The 14,992-nt window shown below is 49.7% G+C and carries 11 protein-coding genes and 1 other annotated feature (1 of these 12 running past the window's edge); of the genes, 10 read left to right on the forward strand and 1 reads right to left on the reverse strand.

Features of this window, described 5'->3' with window-relative positions:
* Positions 1–11, forward strand: a binding site (T-box leader) (it extends 292 nt beyond the left edge of the window).
* Positions 12–58: 47 nt separating this feature from the next.
* Both ileS and A7975_RS01925 read left to right on the forward strand, forming a co-directional pair.
* Positions 59–3,157 carry an isoleucine--tRNA ligase gene (gene ileS, locus A7975_RS01920; protein WP_065383984.1) on the forward strand — a complete coding sequence of 1,033 codons (3,099 nt, stop codon included), beginning with the start codon at positions 59–61 and terminating at the stop codon, positions 3,155–3,157.
* Positions 3,158–3,353: 196 nt separating this feature from the next.
* Positions 3,354–3,638 carry a DUF5665 domain-containing protein gene (locus A7975_RS01925; protein WP_231637629.1) on the forward strand — a complete coding sequence of 95 codons (285 nt, stop codon included), beginning with the start codon at positions 3,354–3,356 and terminating at the stop codon, positions 3,636–3,638.
* Positions 3,639–3,666: 28 nt separating this feature from the next.
* On the opposite strand, the gene A7975_RS01930 is transcribed toward A7975_RS01925, so the two are convergent.
* Positions 3,667–4,398: a TraR/DksA C4-type zinc finger protein gene (locus A7975_RS01930; protein ID WP_065383985.1), complete on the reverse strand. Its 732-nt coding sequence runs from the start codon at positions 4,396–4,398 to the stop codon at positions 3,667–3,669.
* A gap of 234 nt (positions 4,399–4,632) precedes the next feature.
* Between A7975_RS01930 and lspA the strand changes: the two genes are divergently transcribed.
* The 8 genes from lspA (at position 4,633) to carB (ending at position 14,989) form a co-directional block, all read left to right on the forward strand.
* A complete protein-coding gene (lspA, locus tag A7975_RS01935; protein ID WP_053375517.1) occupies positions 4,633–5,154 on the forward strand; it encodes a signal peptidase II in 522 nt (173 codons plus the stop codon).
* The gene (locus A7975_RS01940) at positions 5,135–6,073 is read left to right on the forward strand and encodes an RluA family pseudouridine synthase (RefSeq protein WP_082197933.1); all 939 of its coding nucleotides are present in this window, start codon (positions 5,135–5,137) and stop codon (positions 6,071–6,073) included. Before lspA ends, A7975_RS01940 begins: the two co-directional genes overlap by 20 nt.
* A gap of 119 nt (positions 6,074–6,192) precedes the next feature.
* Positions 6,193–7,428: an LL-diaminopimelate aminotransferase gene (locus A7975_RS01945; protein WP_065383987.1), complete on the forward strand. Its 1,236-nt coding sequence runs from the start codon at positions 6,193–6,195 to the stop codon at positions 7,426–7,428.
* Between the two features lie 344 nt (positions 7,429–7,772).
* The gene (gene pyrR / locus A7975_RS01950; RefSeq protein ID WP_053375520.1) at positions 7,773–8,348 is read left to right on the forward strand and encodes a bifunctional pyr operon transcriptional regulator/uracil phosphoribosyltransferase PyrR; all 576 of its coding nucleotides are present in this window, start codon (positions 7,773–7,775) and stop codon (positions 8,346–8,348) included.
* Positions 8,345–9,244, forward strand: coding sequence for an aspartate carbamoyltransferase catalytic subunit (locus A7975_RS01955; RefSeq protein ID WP_053375521.1), 900 nt, complete (start codon positions 8,345–8,347; stop codon positions 9,242–9,244). The genes pyrR and A7975_RS01955 overlap by 4 nt, the downstream gene beginning before the upstream one ends.
* Before the next feature lie 42 nt (positions 9,245–9,286).
* The gene (locus A7975_RS01960; RefSeq protein WP_053375522.1) at positions 9,287–10,573 is read left to right on the forward strand and encodes a dihydroorotase; all 1,287 of its coding nucleotides are present in this window, start codon (positions 9,287–9,289) and stop codon (positions 10,571–10,573) included.
* Between the two features lie 59 nt (positions 10,574–10,632).
* Positions 10,633–11,778, forward strand: a complete 1,146-nt coding sequence (gene carA, locus A7975_RS01965; RefSeq protein WP_053375523.1) for a glutamine-hydrolyzing carbamoyl-phosphate synthase small subunit — start codon at positions 10,633–10,635, stop codon at positions 11,776–11,778.
* Positions 11,765–14,989: a carbamoyl-phosphate synthase large subunit gene (carB, locus tag A7975_RS01970; RefSeq protein ID WP_065383988.1), complete on the forward strand. Its 3,225-nt coding sequence runs from the start codon at positions 11,765–11,767 to the stop codon at positions 14,987–14,989. Before carA ends, carB begins: the two co-directional genes overlap by 14 nt.
* Positions 14,990–14,992 lie beyond the last annotated feature (3 nt).

The following is a 14,992-nucleotide window of genomic DNA, read 5'->3' on the forward strand; positions in this document are numbered from 1 at the left end:
TCGTCCCTTCTCATAGGGATGAGGCTTTATTTTTGTTTAAAATTAGGAGGCTGGAATTATGCAACGCGTAGATGTTAAGGAACGTGCCCGCAGTCGTGAGATGCGTGTGCTTGAGCAATGGAAGAAAGAGGATACGTTTAAGAAATCAATTGCAAACCGGGAAGGCAAGCCGAATTTTGTATTTTACGAAGGACCGCCAACCGCTAATGGAGCGCCTCATATCGGTCACGTGCTTGGCCGTGTTATTAAAGATTTTATCGGTCGTTACAAGACGATGGCAGGCTACCGCGTAATCCGTAAAGCAGGCTGGGATACGCACGGTCTTCCGGTTGAGCTCGGCGTAGAGAAGCAGCTGGGCATTTCCGGCAAGCAAGAGATCGAAGAATACGGCATTGAGAAATTCGTGAACAAGTGCAAGGACAGCGTGTTTGTATATGAGAAGCAATGGCGCGAGCTTACAGAAGCGATCGGTTATTGGACGGATCTAGACAATCCATACATCACGCTTAAGAACGAGTACATCGAGAGTGTTTGGCATATCTTATCTAACATCCACAGCAAAGGGCTGCTGTACCGTGGACATCGCGTGAGCCCGTATTGCCCGGATTGCCAAACGACGCTCAGCTCGCATGAGGTTGCTCAGGGCTATGAAGATGTTAAAGATCTAAGCGCGACTGCGAAGTTCAAGCTTAAGGATTCCGGAGAGTTTGTTCTGGCATGGACGACTACCCCATGGACGCTGCCAGCAAACGTAGCGCTTGCTGTTAACGCTGAGCTTGATTATATCCGTGCTTCTAAAAACGGCGAGGTTTATATCGTCGCTCAGAATTTGGCTGAGAGCGTACTGAAGGACGGGTATGAAGTTCTATCCGTGGTGAAGGGCGCCGAGCTGGTTGGCCTTAGCTACGAGCCGCCGTTTAATTATGTCGCGATCGAAAAAGGGCATATCGTTATTGCAGGCGATTTTGTCAGCGACACTAGCGGTACCGGTATCGTTCATATCGCACCTGCGCATGGCGAGGACGACTACCGAGTTTCGCGCGATAATGGAATCAGCATGCTAAACGTCGTTGATCTAGCAGGCCGCTACGTTGCGGAAGTAACGGACTTTGCGGGCCGCTTCGTGAAGGACAGCGAGCTTGATATCGATATTGTCAAAAATTTGAGCGAGCGCGGTTTGCTTTACTCGAAGGAGCGTTACGAGCATAGCTATCCGTTCTGCTGGCGCTGCAAAACGCCATTGATCTATTATGCAATGGAGAGCTGGTTCATTAAGACGACTGCGGTTAAAGATCAACTGATCGCGAACAACAACAGCGTAGATTGGTACCCAGGCCACATTCGCGAAGGACGCTTCGGCAAGTTTTTGGAGGATTTGGTGGACTGGAACATCAGCCGCAACCGCTACTGGGGCACGCCGCTTAACGTTTGGGTTTGCGACGTGACGGGCAAAGAATATTCGCCAAGCAGCATCGCAGATTTGCGCGCAATGGCAATCGGGGATGTGCCAGAGGATATCGAGCTTCACAAGCCGTATGTGGATGGGATTAAGCTGAAATCTCCATTTGCCGAAGGCGCGGAGATGACTCGCACGCCGGAAGTAATCGACGTTTGGTTCGACAGCGGCTCGATGCCTTTCGCCCAGCATCATCACCCGTTTGAAAATGAGGAGCAATTCGCAGAGCAGTATCCTGCAGACATCATCTGCGAAGGGATTGACCAAACGCGCGGCTGGTTCTACAGCTTGCTGGCAGTATCGACACTTTACAATGGCAAAGCGCCGTACAAAGCAGTTATCTCGACAGGTCATATTTTGGATGAGAACGGCCAGAAGATGTCCAAGTCAAAAGGCAACGTCATTGATCCTTGGGAAATCATCAACGAATACGGTACTGATGCATTCCGCTGGGCATTGCTTGCTGATAGCGCGCCATGGAACAGCAAACGGTTCTCCCGCGGCATCGTAGGCGAAGCAAAATCGAAGGTCATTGATACAATCGTCAATACGCATGCGTTTTTTGCGCTTTATGCATCCATCGACGGCTTTGACTATAATGCGCATGCGGAAATCAATTCGGATAACAAGCTTGATCGCTGGATCATTTCCCGCTTGAACAGCTTGATCAATACGGTAAACAAAGGGCTTGAGGTTAATGACTTCCTTAACCCTGCCAAATCGATTGAGACGTTTGTTGATGAGCTAAGCAATTGGTATATCAGACGTTCGCGCGATCGATTCTGGGGAAGCGGGCTTACCGATGATAAGCTGGCTGCCTACCAGACGCTTCGCAGCGTACTGCTTACGCTCTCTCGTCTAATCGCACCTTATGCTCCGCTACTTGCCGAGGATGTGTACGGAAACTTGGGCGGTGTGGGCAGCGTGCACTTGGCTGACTATCCTAAGGCGGATGAAGCCGCGATCGATGAGACGCTGGAGCGCGATATGGAAAGCGCGAAGCAAATCGTTGAGCTTGCGCGCAACGTTCGGAACGAAACGGGCATCAAGACGCGTCAACCGTTGTCGGAGCTAATCGTATCGCTGGATCGTGATTTTAACGTGGCGGACTACGAGGATATCGTGAAGGACGAAATTAACGTCAAAGCGATTACGGTACAAAATTCAGACAGCGGGTTTGTTGATTTCACGCTTAAGCTGAACCTTAAAGTTGCCGGCAAAAAATACGGTAAAAACGTAGGTCCAATCCAAGCGCAGCTGAAAGGTTTGAATGCTGAGCAAACGCGCAGCATTGTAAATGGCGGAAGCTTTGATTTCACAAGCGCAGAGGGAGAGCAGCTGGCAATTGCTGTCGACGAGCTGCTCGTTGAGAAGCAAGCGAAGTCTGGCTTTGCTTCGGCATCCGGAAATGGCGTTACCGTAGCGCTGAATACGGATATTACGCCTGAGCTTGAGCAAGAGGGCTGGGTACGCGAAGTGATCCGTGCCGTTCAAGACACGCGCAAAAAGCTTGATCTGCCGATCGAGAAACGGATTGATCTTGTGCTGGATGTGGATTCCGAGCTTAAAGCGGCTCTTGAAGCATTTAAAGAAGTGCTGCATGATAACGTGCTCGTACAGTCGGTCGCGTATGAAGAAACGGCTGAGATGGAGAGAGTATCGCTTGGCGAGAAGGCAATAGGGATTTTCATCCGCGGATAAGGATATAGTATATAGGAAAACAACAAACGAAAAACGAGGCCGTCGCCTACCGGCTGCTGCAGGATGCGACCGAAAAGTCGCATGGCTGCAATGGCAGGGAGGTCTGGCCTCGTTTTATTGTTTGACAAAGGGGATGCCTCGTATGACAACAAATAATCCGGAACAGCCGAAAAATTTGGACGAGCTGCAATCTTCGATGAGCATGCTTGATAAACGACTGCAAATTATCGCAAACGATTTGGAGCGGACGCAAATAGCCGATTACGTTCAACTGCTAAACCGGCCAAGAACGCTAATTTGGAAAAATCTGCTCGCTGGCACAGCCAGAGGTGTCGGAATCGCAATCGGCTTTACTTTTTTTGCTGCGACTATCCTTTATGTGCTGCAAATATTAGGTGCGCTTAACCTGCCGATTATCGGCGACTATATTGCGGACATCGTCCGAATCGTACAAATACAGCTAGAAGGCAAAACGTATTAAACGTTATAACCGCAATAAATGTGCTGATTCAAGTCGTTTCTTCAAGCTCATCGCTTTCTAAGCCATGATCTCCTTCACCCGTATCCAAATAATGCCGATATTCCCGGTTGCGGATTACGGAGACATGCCGGCCGGTGATGTCAGTCGCGAGGAAGCTCTCGATTGGCTCAACGAAGCCGTCATTTTCATACGCATCAATGCCAACATTTACATAATCGGCGACATTCCGATTCTCTGACATGGCAGGTGAATCCGCATTGCCCCATTGCTCAACAATTTGCCAAGCATCCTCGCCGTCAAAGCCGTTATAAGAATCTTGCTCGTCAAGGCTGGTTCTTCCAAACGGAGGATCGAGCACCAATTCTTCAACGGGCCTGCGAAGAGATAAATGCTGGCGCGGTGCATGCTCGATACAATAAAGCGTATCGGGAACGGCATCAAGCCGCTCAAGCGGGATCGGTTCATGACATGCTGCGCAAATGCCGTATGAGCCATTCGCTATCGCATCAAGTGCTGCGTCGATGCGGCTTAAGTGAAGCTCTTCCTGTTCAAGCAGCGCAACGTCTTTTTCACGCTCGTATAGCTCGGTTGCAGTATCGCCAGGGTGATTGTCGATGGCCGTAAGCTCGCCGGTATCATCCCGCAGCGATTGAGATAGTCCATAATGATCATTATCCGCAAGTCGCTTCTCGATCTCGCGCTGCTCATCCAGCAACCTGCTTTGCAGCAGACTAATATGAGCGTTTGATGGGGTTGTCATTTTTGAGCGCCCTCCTTAGCAGGGAACATAATTGCTGTATTAGCTTTAGCCGAAAGGCGGATTTTCAGTATGGTCTTCAATGGAAGAACAAACGCGATAGGCTGGCTCTCGTTTGCTTCCGTATGCTACAATTGATTGGAATTATACAAATGGGCTATTTCGGCTAATTATGTATGAATGCCGCTAGTTTTTTTGGTTTGAAACGTTGCTTCACAAAAAATTAGGAGTGATTAGATGCGTTTTTATTATTATTGGGTAGCCGTAATCGTGTTTGTCCTTGATTTTGTAACAAAAAAAATAATTGAAACAAAGCTTAACATCGGGGATCAAATTAGCGTAATCGGTAATTTTTTTCACATTACCTCGCATCGAAATCGAGGTGCTGCATTTGGCATCCTGCAGGAGCAACGGTTGTTTTTCATCATTGTCACGGTCGTCATTGTAACAGGCATTATATGGTACATACAGGCGATGCGAAAAACAGCTAAGCCATGGCTGCTTGTTGGGCTTGGGCTCGTGCTTGGCGGAGCGATTGGCAACTTTTTGGATCGCGCGCGGTTTGGAGAAGTAGTCGACTTCCTGCAGTTCACCTTCGGCAGCTATGAATTTCCGATTTTTAACGTGGCGGATTCGGGTATCGTCTGCGGCGTCGCATTAATACTAATTGACACGTTGTTGTCCGCTAAGGACGATAAGAAACGTTTGCAAAATGGAGAGGACAAGGATCAAAACAATCATGAGCAACAGCCTGTATAATGAAGAGCCTTTGGAATGGGTTGCAGAAGCTGAGCAATCCGGCGAACGAGTAGATAAGTTTGTAACAGACAGCATCGACGATGCAGCCGTATCGAGAACACAGGTACAGGAATGGATCAAGGCGGGAGCCGTATTGGTTGACGGCAAGGTTGCGAAAGCGAACGTGAAGGTAATGGAAGGCAACCAGGTTGTACTTACAATACCTGAGCCGGAAGAAGCCGCGATCATTGCTGAGAACATTCCGCTTGAAGTGATTTACGAGGATTCGGATCTCATTGTCATCAATAAAAAGCGCGGGATGGTCGTTCACCCGGCGCCGGGACATTCATCCGGTACGCTCGTGAATGCGCTTATGTATCATTGCAAGGATTTGTCCGGCATTAATGGCTTGATTCGTCCCGGCATCGTACACCGGATCGATAAGGATACGACGGGGCTATTGATGGCTGCAAAAAACGATCTTGCGCACATCTCGCTTGCCGAGCAGTTGAAGGAGCATACGGTGACGCGCAAGTATATCGCCCTCGTGCATGGCAACTTGCCGCATGACCAAGGGACGATCGATGCGCCGATCGGACGCGATTTGAATGATCGCAAGCTGTTTACCGTAACAGAGCGAAACAGCAGGCATGCGGTAACCCATTTTCACGTGCTGGAGCGTCTGGGTGATTATACGGTTGTTGAGCTGCAGCTCGAAACCGGACGCACCCACCAAATTCGCGTGCATATGAAATATATCGGACACCCGCTTGCAGGAGACCCGGTATATGGCCGCAACAAGACGGTGGCTCTTAAGGGACAGGCTTTGCACGCGGCGCTTCTCGGCTTTACGCATCCGCGCAGCGGCGAGCGGCTCGAGTTCGAGATGCCGCTGCCGGCTGATTTTGAGTTTGTGTTAAGCAACCTGCGGTCAAGGTAGATCAACACGTGCAAAAGTGCAAACTTTTCACCACTTTATTCATTATTTCGAGCTGTGAAGTGAGTTATTCTAACAATAACAACAGATTTGAATGATAAAATAAGGACAGGTGACACGAAATGACTTCCATTAACCAAAATTACTTGGAGCTGCAAGGCAGCTACTTGTTTTCTGAAATTGCAAAACGCCGCACAAAATTCATTCAAGAAAATCCAAACGCAGAAATTATTAGCCTTGGAATCGGCGACGTTACGCGCGGCCTGCCGGATGCAGTGCTTAAAGCTATGCATAGCGCGGTAGACGAGCTTGCGGCTCCCGGTTCATTCCGCGGTTACGGCCCAGAGCAAGGTTATGATTTCCTAATTAACGCGATTATCGAAAATGACTATAAAGCACGCGGCATCGAAATCGCTTCGAACGAAGTGTTCGTAAGCGATGGCTCGAAATGCGATGTCGGCAACATTCAAGAGATTTTTAGCGAGAACAGCATCGTTGCCGTTCAAGATCCTGTATACCCTGTGTATGTAGACACGAACGTAATGGCTGGCCGCTCAGGCAAATACAACCAAGAAACAAAACGTTATGAGAACATTTCGTACCTTGAGTGCACAGCTGAGAACAACTTTAAGCCAAGCCTGCCGGACCGCAAGGTAGATATCATTTACCTGTGCTATCCGAACAACCCGACAGGCATGACGCTGACGAAGGAAGAACTAAAGGTATGGGTTGATTATGCAAAAGCGAACAACTGCATCATCCTATATGATTCGGCTTATGAATCCTTCATTCAAGAAGAAGATGTTCCGCACAGCATCTACGAAATCGAGGGTGCTCGCGAGGTAGCGATCGAATTCCGCAGCTTCTCGAAAACAGCAGGCTTCACAGGCGTACGCTGCGCATACACAGTCGTTCCACGCGAGCTGAAAGGTTTTGATGCTTCTGGAAACGAAGTTTTGTTCAACGACTTGTGGAATCGCCGCCATACGACAAAATTCAACGGCGTATCTTATGTGACTCAACGCGGCGCAGCTGCTATTTATTCGGAAGAAGGCAAAGAGCAAATCAAAGCATTGGTTGATTATTACATGACTAACGCTGCGATTATCCGCGACGGGCTGGCATCTCTAGGATTGGAAGTATTCGGCGGCGTCAACGCTCCTTACATTTGGCTGAAAACGCCAAGTGGCTTGGATTCATGGGCATTCTTCGATAAGCTTCTTACGGAAGCCAACATCGTTGGAACGCCTGGCGTAGGCTTCGGACAAAGCGGCCAAGGCTATTTCCGCCTAACTGCATTTGGCAGCCGTGAAAATACGGAAAAAGCGGTAGAAAGAATCCGTAAGCTCAGCCTTTAACAGCCAGCGCTCACCTTGTATAGCTGATTGGGAATGGTTCACACTATGTACAAGCGGAAATATTCGTTTTTACTTGACATCAAATGTCGAATGTGGGATAATTCCTTTGATAAACAGCAGTACCTTTAACTCAGTCCCGAGAGGCTGGCAAGGTAGCGTGAATAACAAGTTATAGAAGAGAAGAAAGAATAGGACTTCCTAATGCGCGGCTTTCTGTGACGAGAGCAGCGGTGGAGCGTACCCTATCTCTTCATGGCTTATCACAAGCTCCTTGCGATTTTTGCAAGGAGCTTTTTTTGTCGCAACCTGGCACATTTGGACGATTAAGGAAGGGGTAAGCGGAAATGACGGAAGAAGAGCATTTGGTCATCATGGATGAAACGGCAATTCGCCGGGCATTAACGCGGATTGCTCATGAAATCGTGGAGAAGAACAAGGGCATCGATAACTGCGTAATCGTAGGCATTCGCACTCGGGGAATTTACCTTGCACACCGCATAGCGGAGCGCATAAGGGAAATTGAAGGGAAGCCGGTACTCGTGAGCGAGCTGGATATTACGCACTACCGCGATGATCGCAAGTCCGCTAGGTCTGCGGATGTTGAAGTCGCAGCAGCAGTAGGCGATACCGACGGCATACCTTTTACGGTTCAAGACAAACGAATCATATTGTTTGACGACGTGCTGTATACCGGACGGACGATACGGGCGGCAATGGACGCGCTTATGGATTGCGGGCGACCGCAAAGCATTCAGCTGGCGGTGCTTGTGGACAGGGGACATCGGGAACTGCCTATTCGGCCTGATTTTGTCGGCAAAAACGTGCCAACCTCGAAGCAGGAGCAAATTGACGTCGCTCTTAGCGAAATCGACCAAATCGATCAAGTAACGATCATTAACCAGAGGGGGCAAGCCGGATGACGATGACACAGCTTAAACAACGGAGTTTGCTCGGATTAAAAGATTTAAGCAAGGATGAGATCGAATCCATTCTTGATCGCGCAGCATACTGGGAGAATCATGCAACGAAAGTTCACACGATGATGCAAGGCAAGTTCGCCGCGAACATGTTTTTCGAAAATAGTACACGGACTCGCTTTTCCTTCGAGGTAGCAGAGAAACGCCTCGGCACCGAGGTGCTGAACTTCTCGGCCGCGGTATCAAGCGTGCAAAAGGGCGAATCGATTTATGACACGGTTCGCACGCTCGAATCCATGGGAATCGACGTTGGAATTATCCGCTTGAAGCCAATCGGCGTGCTTGCCGAGCTGGCAACCAAAATTAAGGTGCCGCTGATCAACGCGGGAGATGGCAACAACGAGCATCCTACCCAGGCGCTCCTCGATATGTATACGATGCGCAAACATTTTGGACAACTCAAAGGATTGACGGTTTCGATTGTCGGGGATGTGCTTCACAGCAGGGTCGCAAGATCAAACCTGTGGGCGCTGCAAAAATTCGGTGTCAACGTAAACTTCTGCTCGCCGCCGAACATGCAAGCATCCGATCTGGATGTCTCTTATGTCACTATAGATGAAGCTTTAAAATCAGATGTCGTCATGATGCTCCGCGTACAGCTAGAGCGTCATGAGAGCGGCATGCTGAATTCCGCTGAGAGCTACCGCGAGCATTACGGCTTGACGGTGGAGAGAGCAAGCAGGCTTGCAAACCATGCGATCATCATGCACCCAGCGCCAATCAACCGCAACGTAGAAATAGACGATGAACTGGTTGAACATCCGCAATCACGCATTTTCCCGCAAATGGAAAATGGGGTGCCGATACGGATGGCCGTTATCGAACGTGCACTCAGCTAATCGCAGCAACATAGACCGAACAATCCGGAGGGTGAAACGAATATGTCATTATGGATAATTAACGGTAACGTATGGAACGAAACTTCGGGCAGCCTGGAGGCCAAGCATATCCAAATCGCAAACGGCAAAATCGAAGCGATCGTAGACGGCGCACAAACGCCCGATACGGGCAGCTCAGAGGTTATTGACGCGGCGGGCAAGCTAGTATCGCCAGGCTTTATCGATATGCACGTTCATTTGCGCGATCCAGGCTTTGAATATAAAGAAGATATCGCAACAGGCACCCGCTCAGCGGCTAAGGGCGGCTTTACAACGATTGCTTGCATGCCAAATACGCGCCCGGTAACGGATACGGCTGAAACGGTTGCTTATATTAAAAACAAAGCTGCTGATGTTGGAGTCGTTAAGGTTCTGCCTTACGCATCCATTACCAAAAACGAGCTTGGCCGCGAGCTGACGGATTTTGCTTCCCTTAAGGAAGCTGGCGCGATTGGCTTCACGGATGACGGAGTTGGCGTTCAAAACGCGCAAATGATGAAAAACGCGATGGCGCTTGCGCAATCGATGGATATGCCGATCATCGCGCACTGCGAGGACGACACATTGGTAGAAGGCGCTTGGGCGTCGGAAGGCGAATTTTCCCGCAAGCATGGCTTGAAGGGAATTCCGAATGAGTCGGAAGCGATTCACGTAGGAAGAGACGTATTGCTGGCTGAAGCAACGGGCGTACACTACCATGTCTGTCACGTCAGTACAGAGCAGTCGGTACGGTTGATCCGTCTTGCCAAGCAAATCGGCGTTCGAGTAACCGCTGAGGTTTGCCCGCATCACCTGCTTTTGTCAGATGAAGACATTCCGGGCCTTGATGATGCAAATTGGAAAATGAACCCTCCGCTCCGCACGCCGCGCGATGTTCAAGCGGTAATCGAAGCGATTGAGGATGGCACGATCGATATGGTCGTTACCGATCATGCTCCGCATAGCGCGGAAGAGAAGGCTCGCGGCGTACAGCTTGCGCCATTTGGCATCGTCGGGTTCGAAACGGCTTTCCCGCTCTTGTACACGAAATTTGTACAAACCGGCAAATGGACACTCGGGTTCCTGTTGCAGCGTATGACCGCTGACCCGGCTCGCGTCTTCCGTCTACCGACGGGCCGTTTAGAGCAAGGCGCGCCTGCCGATGTAACAATCGTAGATTTGAACAGCGAGCGCGCGGTTGATCCAGCCACTTTTGCCTCGAAGAGCAACAATACGCCTTTCGGCGGCTGGAAGCTTAGCGGCTGGCCAGTAACTACCATCGTAGACGGCGCTGTCGTCTGGTCTGAATAATTTTATCAACTTACTTAAGCTAATATATGGGAATAATGAACACCTGAGGAGTGATACGGATGCAAGCAAGATTATTGTTGGAAGACGGTACGTTGTTTACGGGCCTTTCGTTCGGTGCAGAAGCGCAAATGATGGGCGAGGTTGTATTTAATACAGGTATTACCGGTTATCAAGAGGTCCTCTCCGATCCGTCCTACTGCGGACAAATCGTAACGATGACTTACCCGCTAATCGGCAACTACGGCATTACACGCGACGATTTTGAATCGATTCGCCCATTCATTCACGGGTTCGTCGTTCGTCGGCACGAAGAAGTGCCAAGCAACTGGCGCGCGCAATACTCGCTGGGACAGCTTCTGAAAGAATACGGCATTCCAGGCATCAGCGATATCGATACACGGATGCTTACTCGCAAGCTTCGTAACTACGGTACGATGAAAGGCTTGATCACGACTGGCAACGAGCGCGTTGAAGAGCTTGCTGAGCGTCTGAACATTTCGAAGCTGATGACTGACCAAGTTGCACGCACATCGACACCAAACCTTTTCTCAAGCCCAGGACAAGGCGAGCGCATCGTGCTTGTAGACTTCGGAGCAAAAAGCGGTATTTTGCGCGAGCTTACAAAACGCGGCTGCGACGTTGTCGTCGTTCCTCATAATACAACTGCAGACGAAATTCGTCGCCTAGCTCCAGACGGCATTCAATTGTCCAATGGCCCTGGGGATCCGCAGGATGTGCCATATGCCGTTAAAATGATTTCCGAGCTGCTTGGCGAATACCCAATTTTCGGCATTTGCTTGGGTCACCAGCTGTTCGCGCTAGCTTGCGGAGCAGAAACGACTAAGCTGAAATTTGGTCACCGCGGCGGTAACCACCCGGTTAAAGAGCTTGCGACTAACCGTTGCTACATTACATCGCAAAACCACGGATACACGGTGCTTGAAGAGTCCGTAGCGAACACGCCTTTGACAGTTACGCACATTAACAACAATGACCGCACGATCGAAGGACTTAAGCACAATACATTCCCTGCATTCTCGGTTCAATATCACCCAGAAGCAGCTCCTGGACCTTACGATTCCAGCTATTTGTTTGATGAGTTCCTAGAAATGATCCGTACGCACAAGAAAAACAACCCACAAAAACCTCGTCAAGCGGTGTTATCGGAGACGTTGAAAGGAGAGCTTCAGTATGCCCAAAAATAATGAACTCAAAAAAATTCTCGTGATCGGATCCGGTCCGATCGTCATCGGACAAGCGGCGGAATTCGACTATGCCGGCACACAAGCTTGCCAAGCGCTCAAGGAAGAGGGCTATGAGGTTGTTCTTATAAACAGTAACCCGGCTACAATCATGACAGACACAAATATGGCCGACAAAGTATACATCGAGCCAATCACGCTTGATTTTGTATCCCAAATCATTCGCCAAGAGCGTCCGGACGGATTGCTTCCGACGCTTGGCGGCCAAACCGGCCTTAACATGGCGGTTGAGCTTGCGCGTGCCGGCGTTCTTGAACGCGAGAACGTGAAGCTGCTAGGCACGCAGCTTACAGCTATCGAGAAAGCGGAGGATCGCGATTTGTTCCGTGATCTGATGCGTGAGCTTGAGCAGCCTGTACCGGATAGCGATATCGTAACAACGGTTGAGGATGCGATTGCTTTTGCCAATACGATTGGCTATCCGATCATCGTTCGCCCTGCATATACGCTTGGCGGAACAGGCGGCGGTATTTGCGCGAGCGAAGAGGAGCTTCGTGAGACAGTCGCTTCCGGTATTCGCTACAGCCCGATCAGCCAGTGCTTGATTGAGAAATCGATTGCCGGCATGAAGGAAGTCGAATATGAAGTTATGCGCGATGCGAACGACAACTGTATCGTTGTATGTAACATGGAGAACTTTGACCCGGTTGGCGTTCATACAGGCGATAGCATCGTCGTAGCGCCTAGCCAAACCCTATCCGATCGCGAGTACCAAATGCTTCGCTCGGCATCATTAAAAATCATTCGCGCTTTGAACATCGAAGGCGGCTGTAACGTACAGTTCGCGCTTGATCCACAAAGCTATCAATACTATGTGATCGAGGTAAACCCGCGTGTTAGCCGCTCTTCGGCGCTGGCTTCCAAAGCAACAGGTTACCCGATTGCAAAAATGGCAGCAAAAATCGCGGTTGGCTACACGCTGGATGAGCTGGTTAACCCAGTAACCGGCCAAACGTACGCTTGCTTTGAGCCAACTCTTGATTATATCGTATCGAAAATTCCGCGCTGGCCTTTTGACAAGTTCGTAAACGCGAACCGTAAGCTAGGCACGCAAATGAAAGCAACAGGCGAAGTTATGGCAATCGGCCGTACATTCGAGGAATCGATTCACAAAGCCGTTCGCTCGCTTGAAATCGGCGCGCACCGCATTCACTTGGAAGAAGCATCGTCACTAGAAGATGCCGTGCTTCGCTCACGCCTTGAGAAGCCGGACGACGAGCGCATGTTCCTTGTAGCGGAAGCGTTCCGCCGCGGTTACAAACTGCAGGAAATTCAAGATATTACAAACATCGATTGGTGGTTCCTTGACAAAATTCAATCGATTGTAGCATTTGAAGATCGGATGCGCAGCGAGTCAACGCTTTCGCAGCAGACTCTATATGAAGCCAAACGCAAAGGCTTCTCCGATCGTTCGATCGCAGAAATCCGCCGCGAAGGTTTCCCAGGCGGCAGCCATACGACTGAGGAAGAGGTGCGCGCGCTTCGCGTTCAACATAATCTTAAGCCGGTTTACAAAATGGTTGATACATGCGCAGCTGAGTTTGAAGCTTCCACTCCGTACTACTACTCCACTTATGAAGTAGAGAATGAAGTTACAGTTACGGATAAACAGAAAGTGCTTGTACTTGGTTCCGGCCCAATCCGTATCGGCCAAGGCATCGAGTTCGATTACTCAACCGTTCACGCAGTATGGGCTATCCAAAATGCGGGTTACGAAGCGGTTATTATCAACAACAACCCTGAAACGGTGTCAACTGACTTCAGCACATCCGACAGACTGTACTTTGAACCATTGTTCTTCGAGGATGTTATGAACGTCATCGAGCAAGAGAATCCAATTGGCGTAATCGTACAATTCGGCGGCCAAACGGCGATCAACCTCGCTGCTCCGCTCTCCAAAGCAGGCGTACGCATTCTTGGCTCCAGCCTTGAGAGCATCGATGCTGCGGAAGACCGCAAGAAGTTCGAAGCATTGCTTCGCAGCTTGAACATCGCTCAGCCTGACGGCAAGACTGTAACTTCGGTTGACGATGCAGTCGTTACCGCTCAAGGACTTGGTTACCCTGTACTTGTCCGTCCGTCTTATGTACTCGGCGGCCGTGCAATGGAAATCGTATACTCGGATGAAGAATTGCTTAACTACATGGAAGTTGCCGTAAAAATCAACCCTGAGCATCCGGTATTGATTGACCGCTACATGCTGGGCAAGGAAGCAGAGGTAGACGCGATCTGCGACGGAGAAACCGTGCTTATCCCAGGCATCATGGAGCATGTTGAGCGCGCTGGGGTTCACTCCGGAGATTCGATCGCGGTTTATCCGCCACAATCGCTTTCCGATGATATTAAACAACAAATCGTCGACATTACAATCAGCATCTCCAAAGCGCTGAACGTAATCGGACTTGTCAATATCCAGTTCGTTATCCATCAGGAAAAGGTGTATGTCATCGAGGTTAATCCGCGCTCGTCGCGTACGGTGCCATTCCTAAGCAAAGTAACGAATATTCCGATGGCAAACCTTGCTACAAAAGCGATTCTTGGCACAAAGCTTGCTGACCTAGGTTATGTAGACGGCTTGTGGCCAGAGGATGAATACGTATCGGTTAAGGTTCCTGTATTCTCCTTCGCTAAGCTTCGCCGCGTTGACCCTACTTTGACACCTGAGATGAAATCGACGGGCGAAGTTATGGGCCGCGATGTGCAGTATGCCAAAGCGCTATACAAAGGCCTTATCGGCGCAGGAATGAAAATTCCAACATCAGGCGCAATCATCGCTACTGTAGCAGACAAGGATAAAGAAGAGGCAACTGAATTGCTGCGCGGCTTCTTTAACCTAGGCTACAAAATTATCGCAACGGGCGGAACGGCTAAGGCGCTGGAAGAAGCAGGCTTAATCGTTACGACTGTTAATAAGCTAAGCGAAGGCTCACCGAATATTTTGGATCTCGTACGTGAAGGTCAGGCGCAATTTGTCGTCAATACATTGACAAAAGGCAAAGCTCCTGAGCGTGATGGATTCCGAATCCGTCGTGAAGCCGTTGAGAATGGCGTTGTTTGTATGACATCGCTCGATACCGTTCGCGCATTGCTAGTCATGCTCGAAACGCTAAACTTCTCATCGCGCTCGATGCCAGTGGTGCTTCAAAAGAAATAAGCT

This window comes from Bacillus sp. FJAT-26390 (assembly GCF_001682865.1).
Classification (GTDB): Bacteria; Bacillota; Bacilli; order Paenibacillales; family Paenibacillaceae; genus Pristimantibacillus.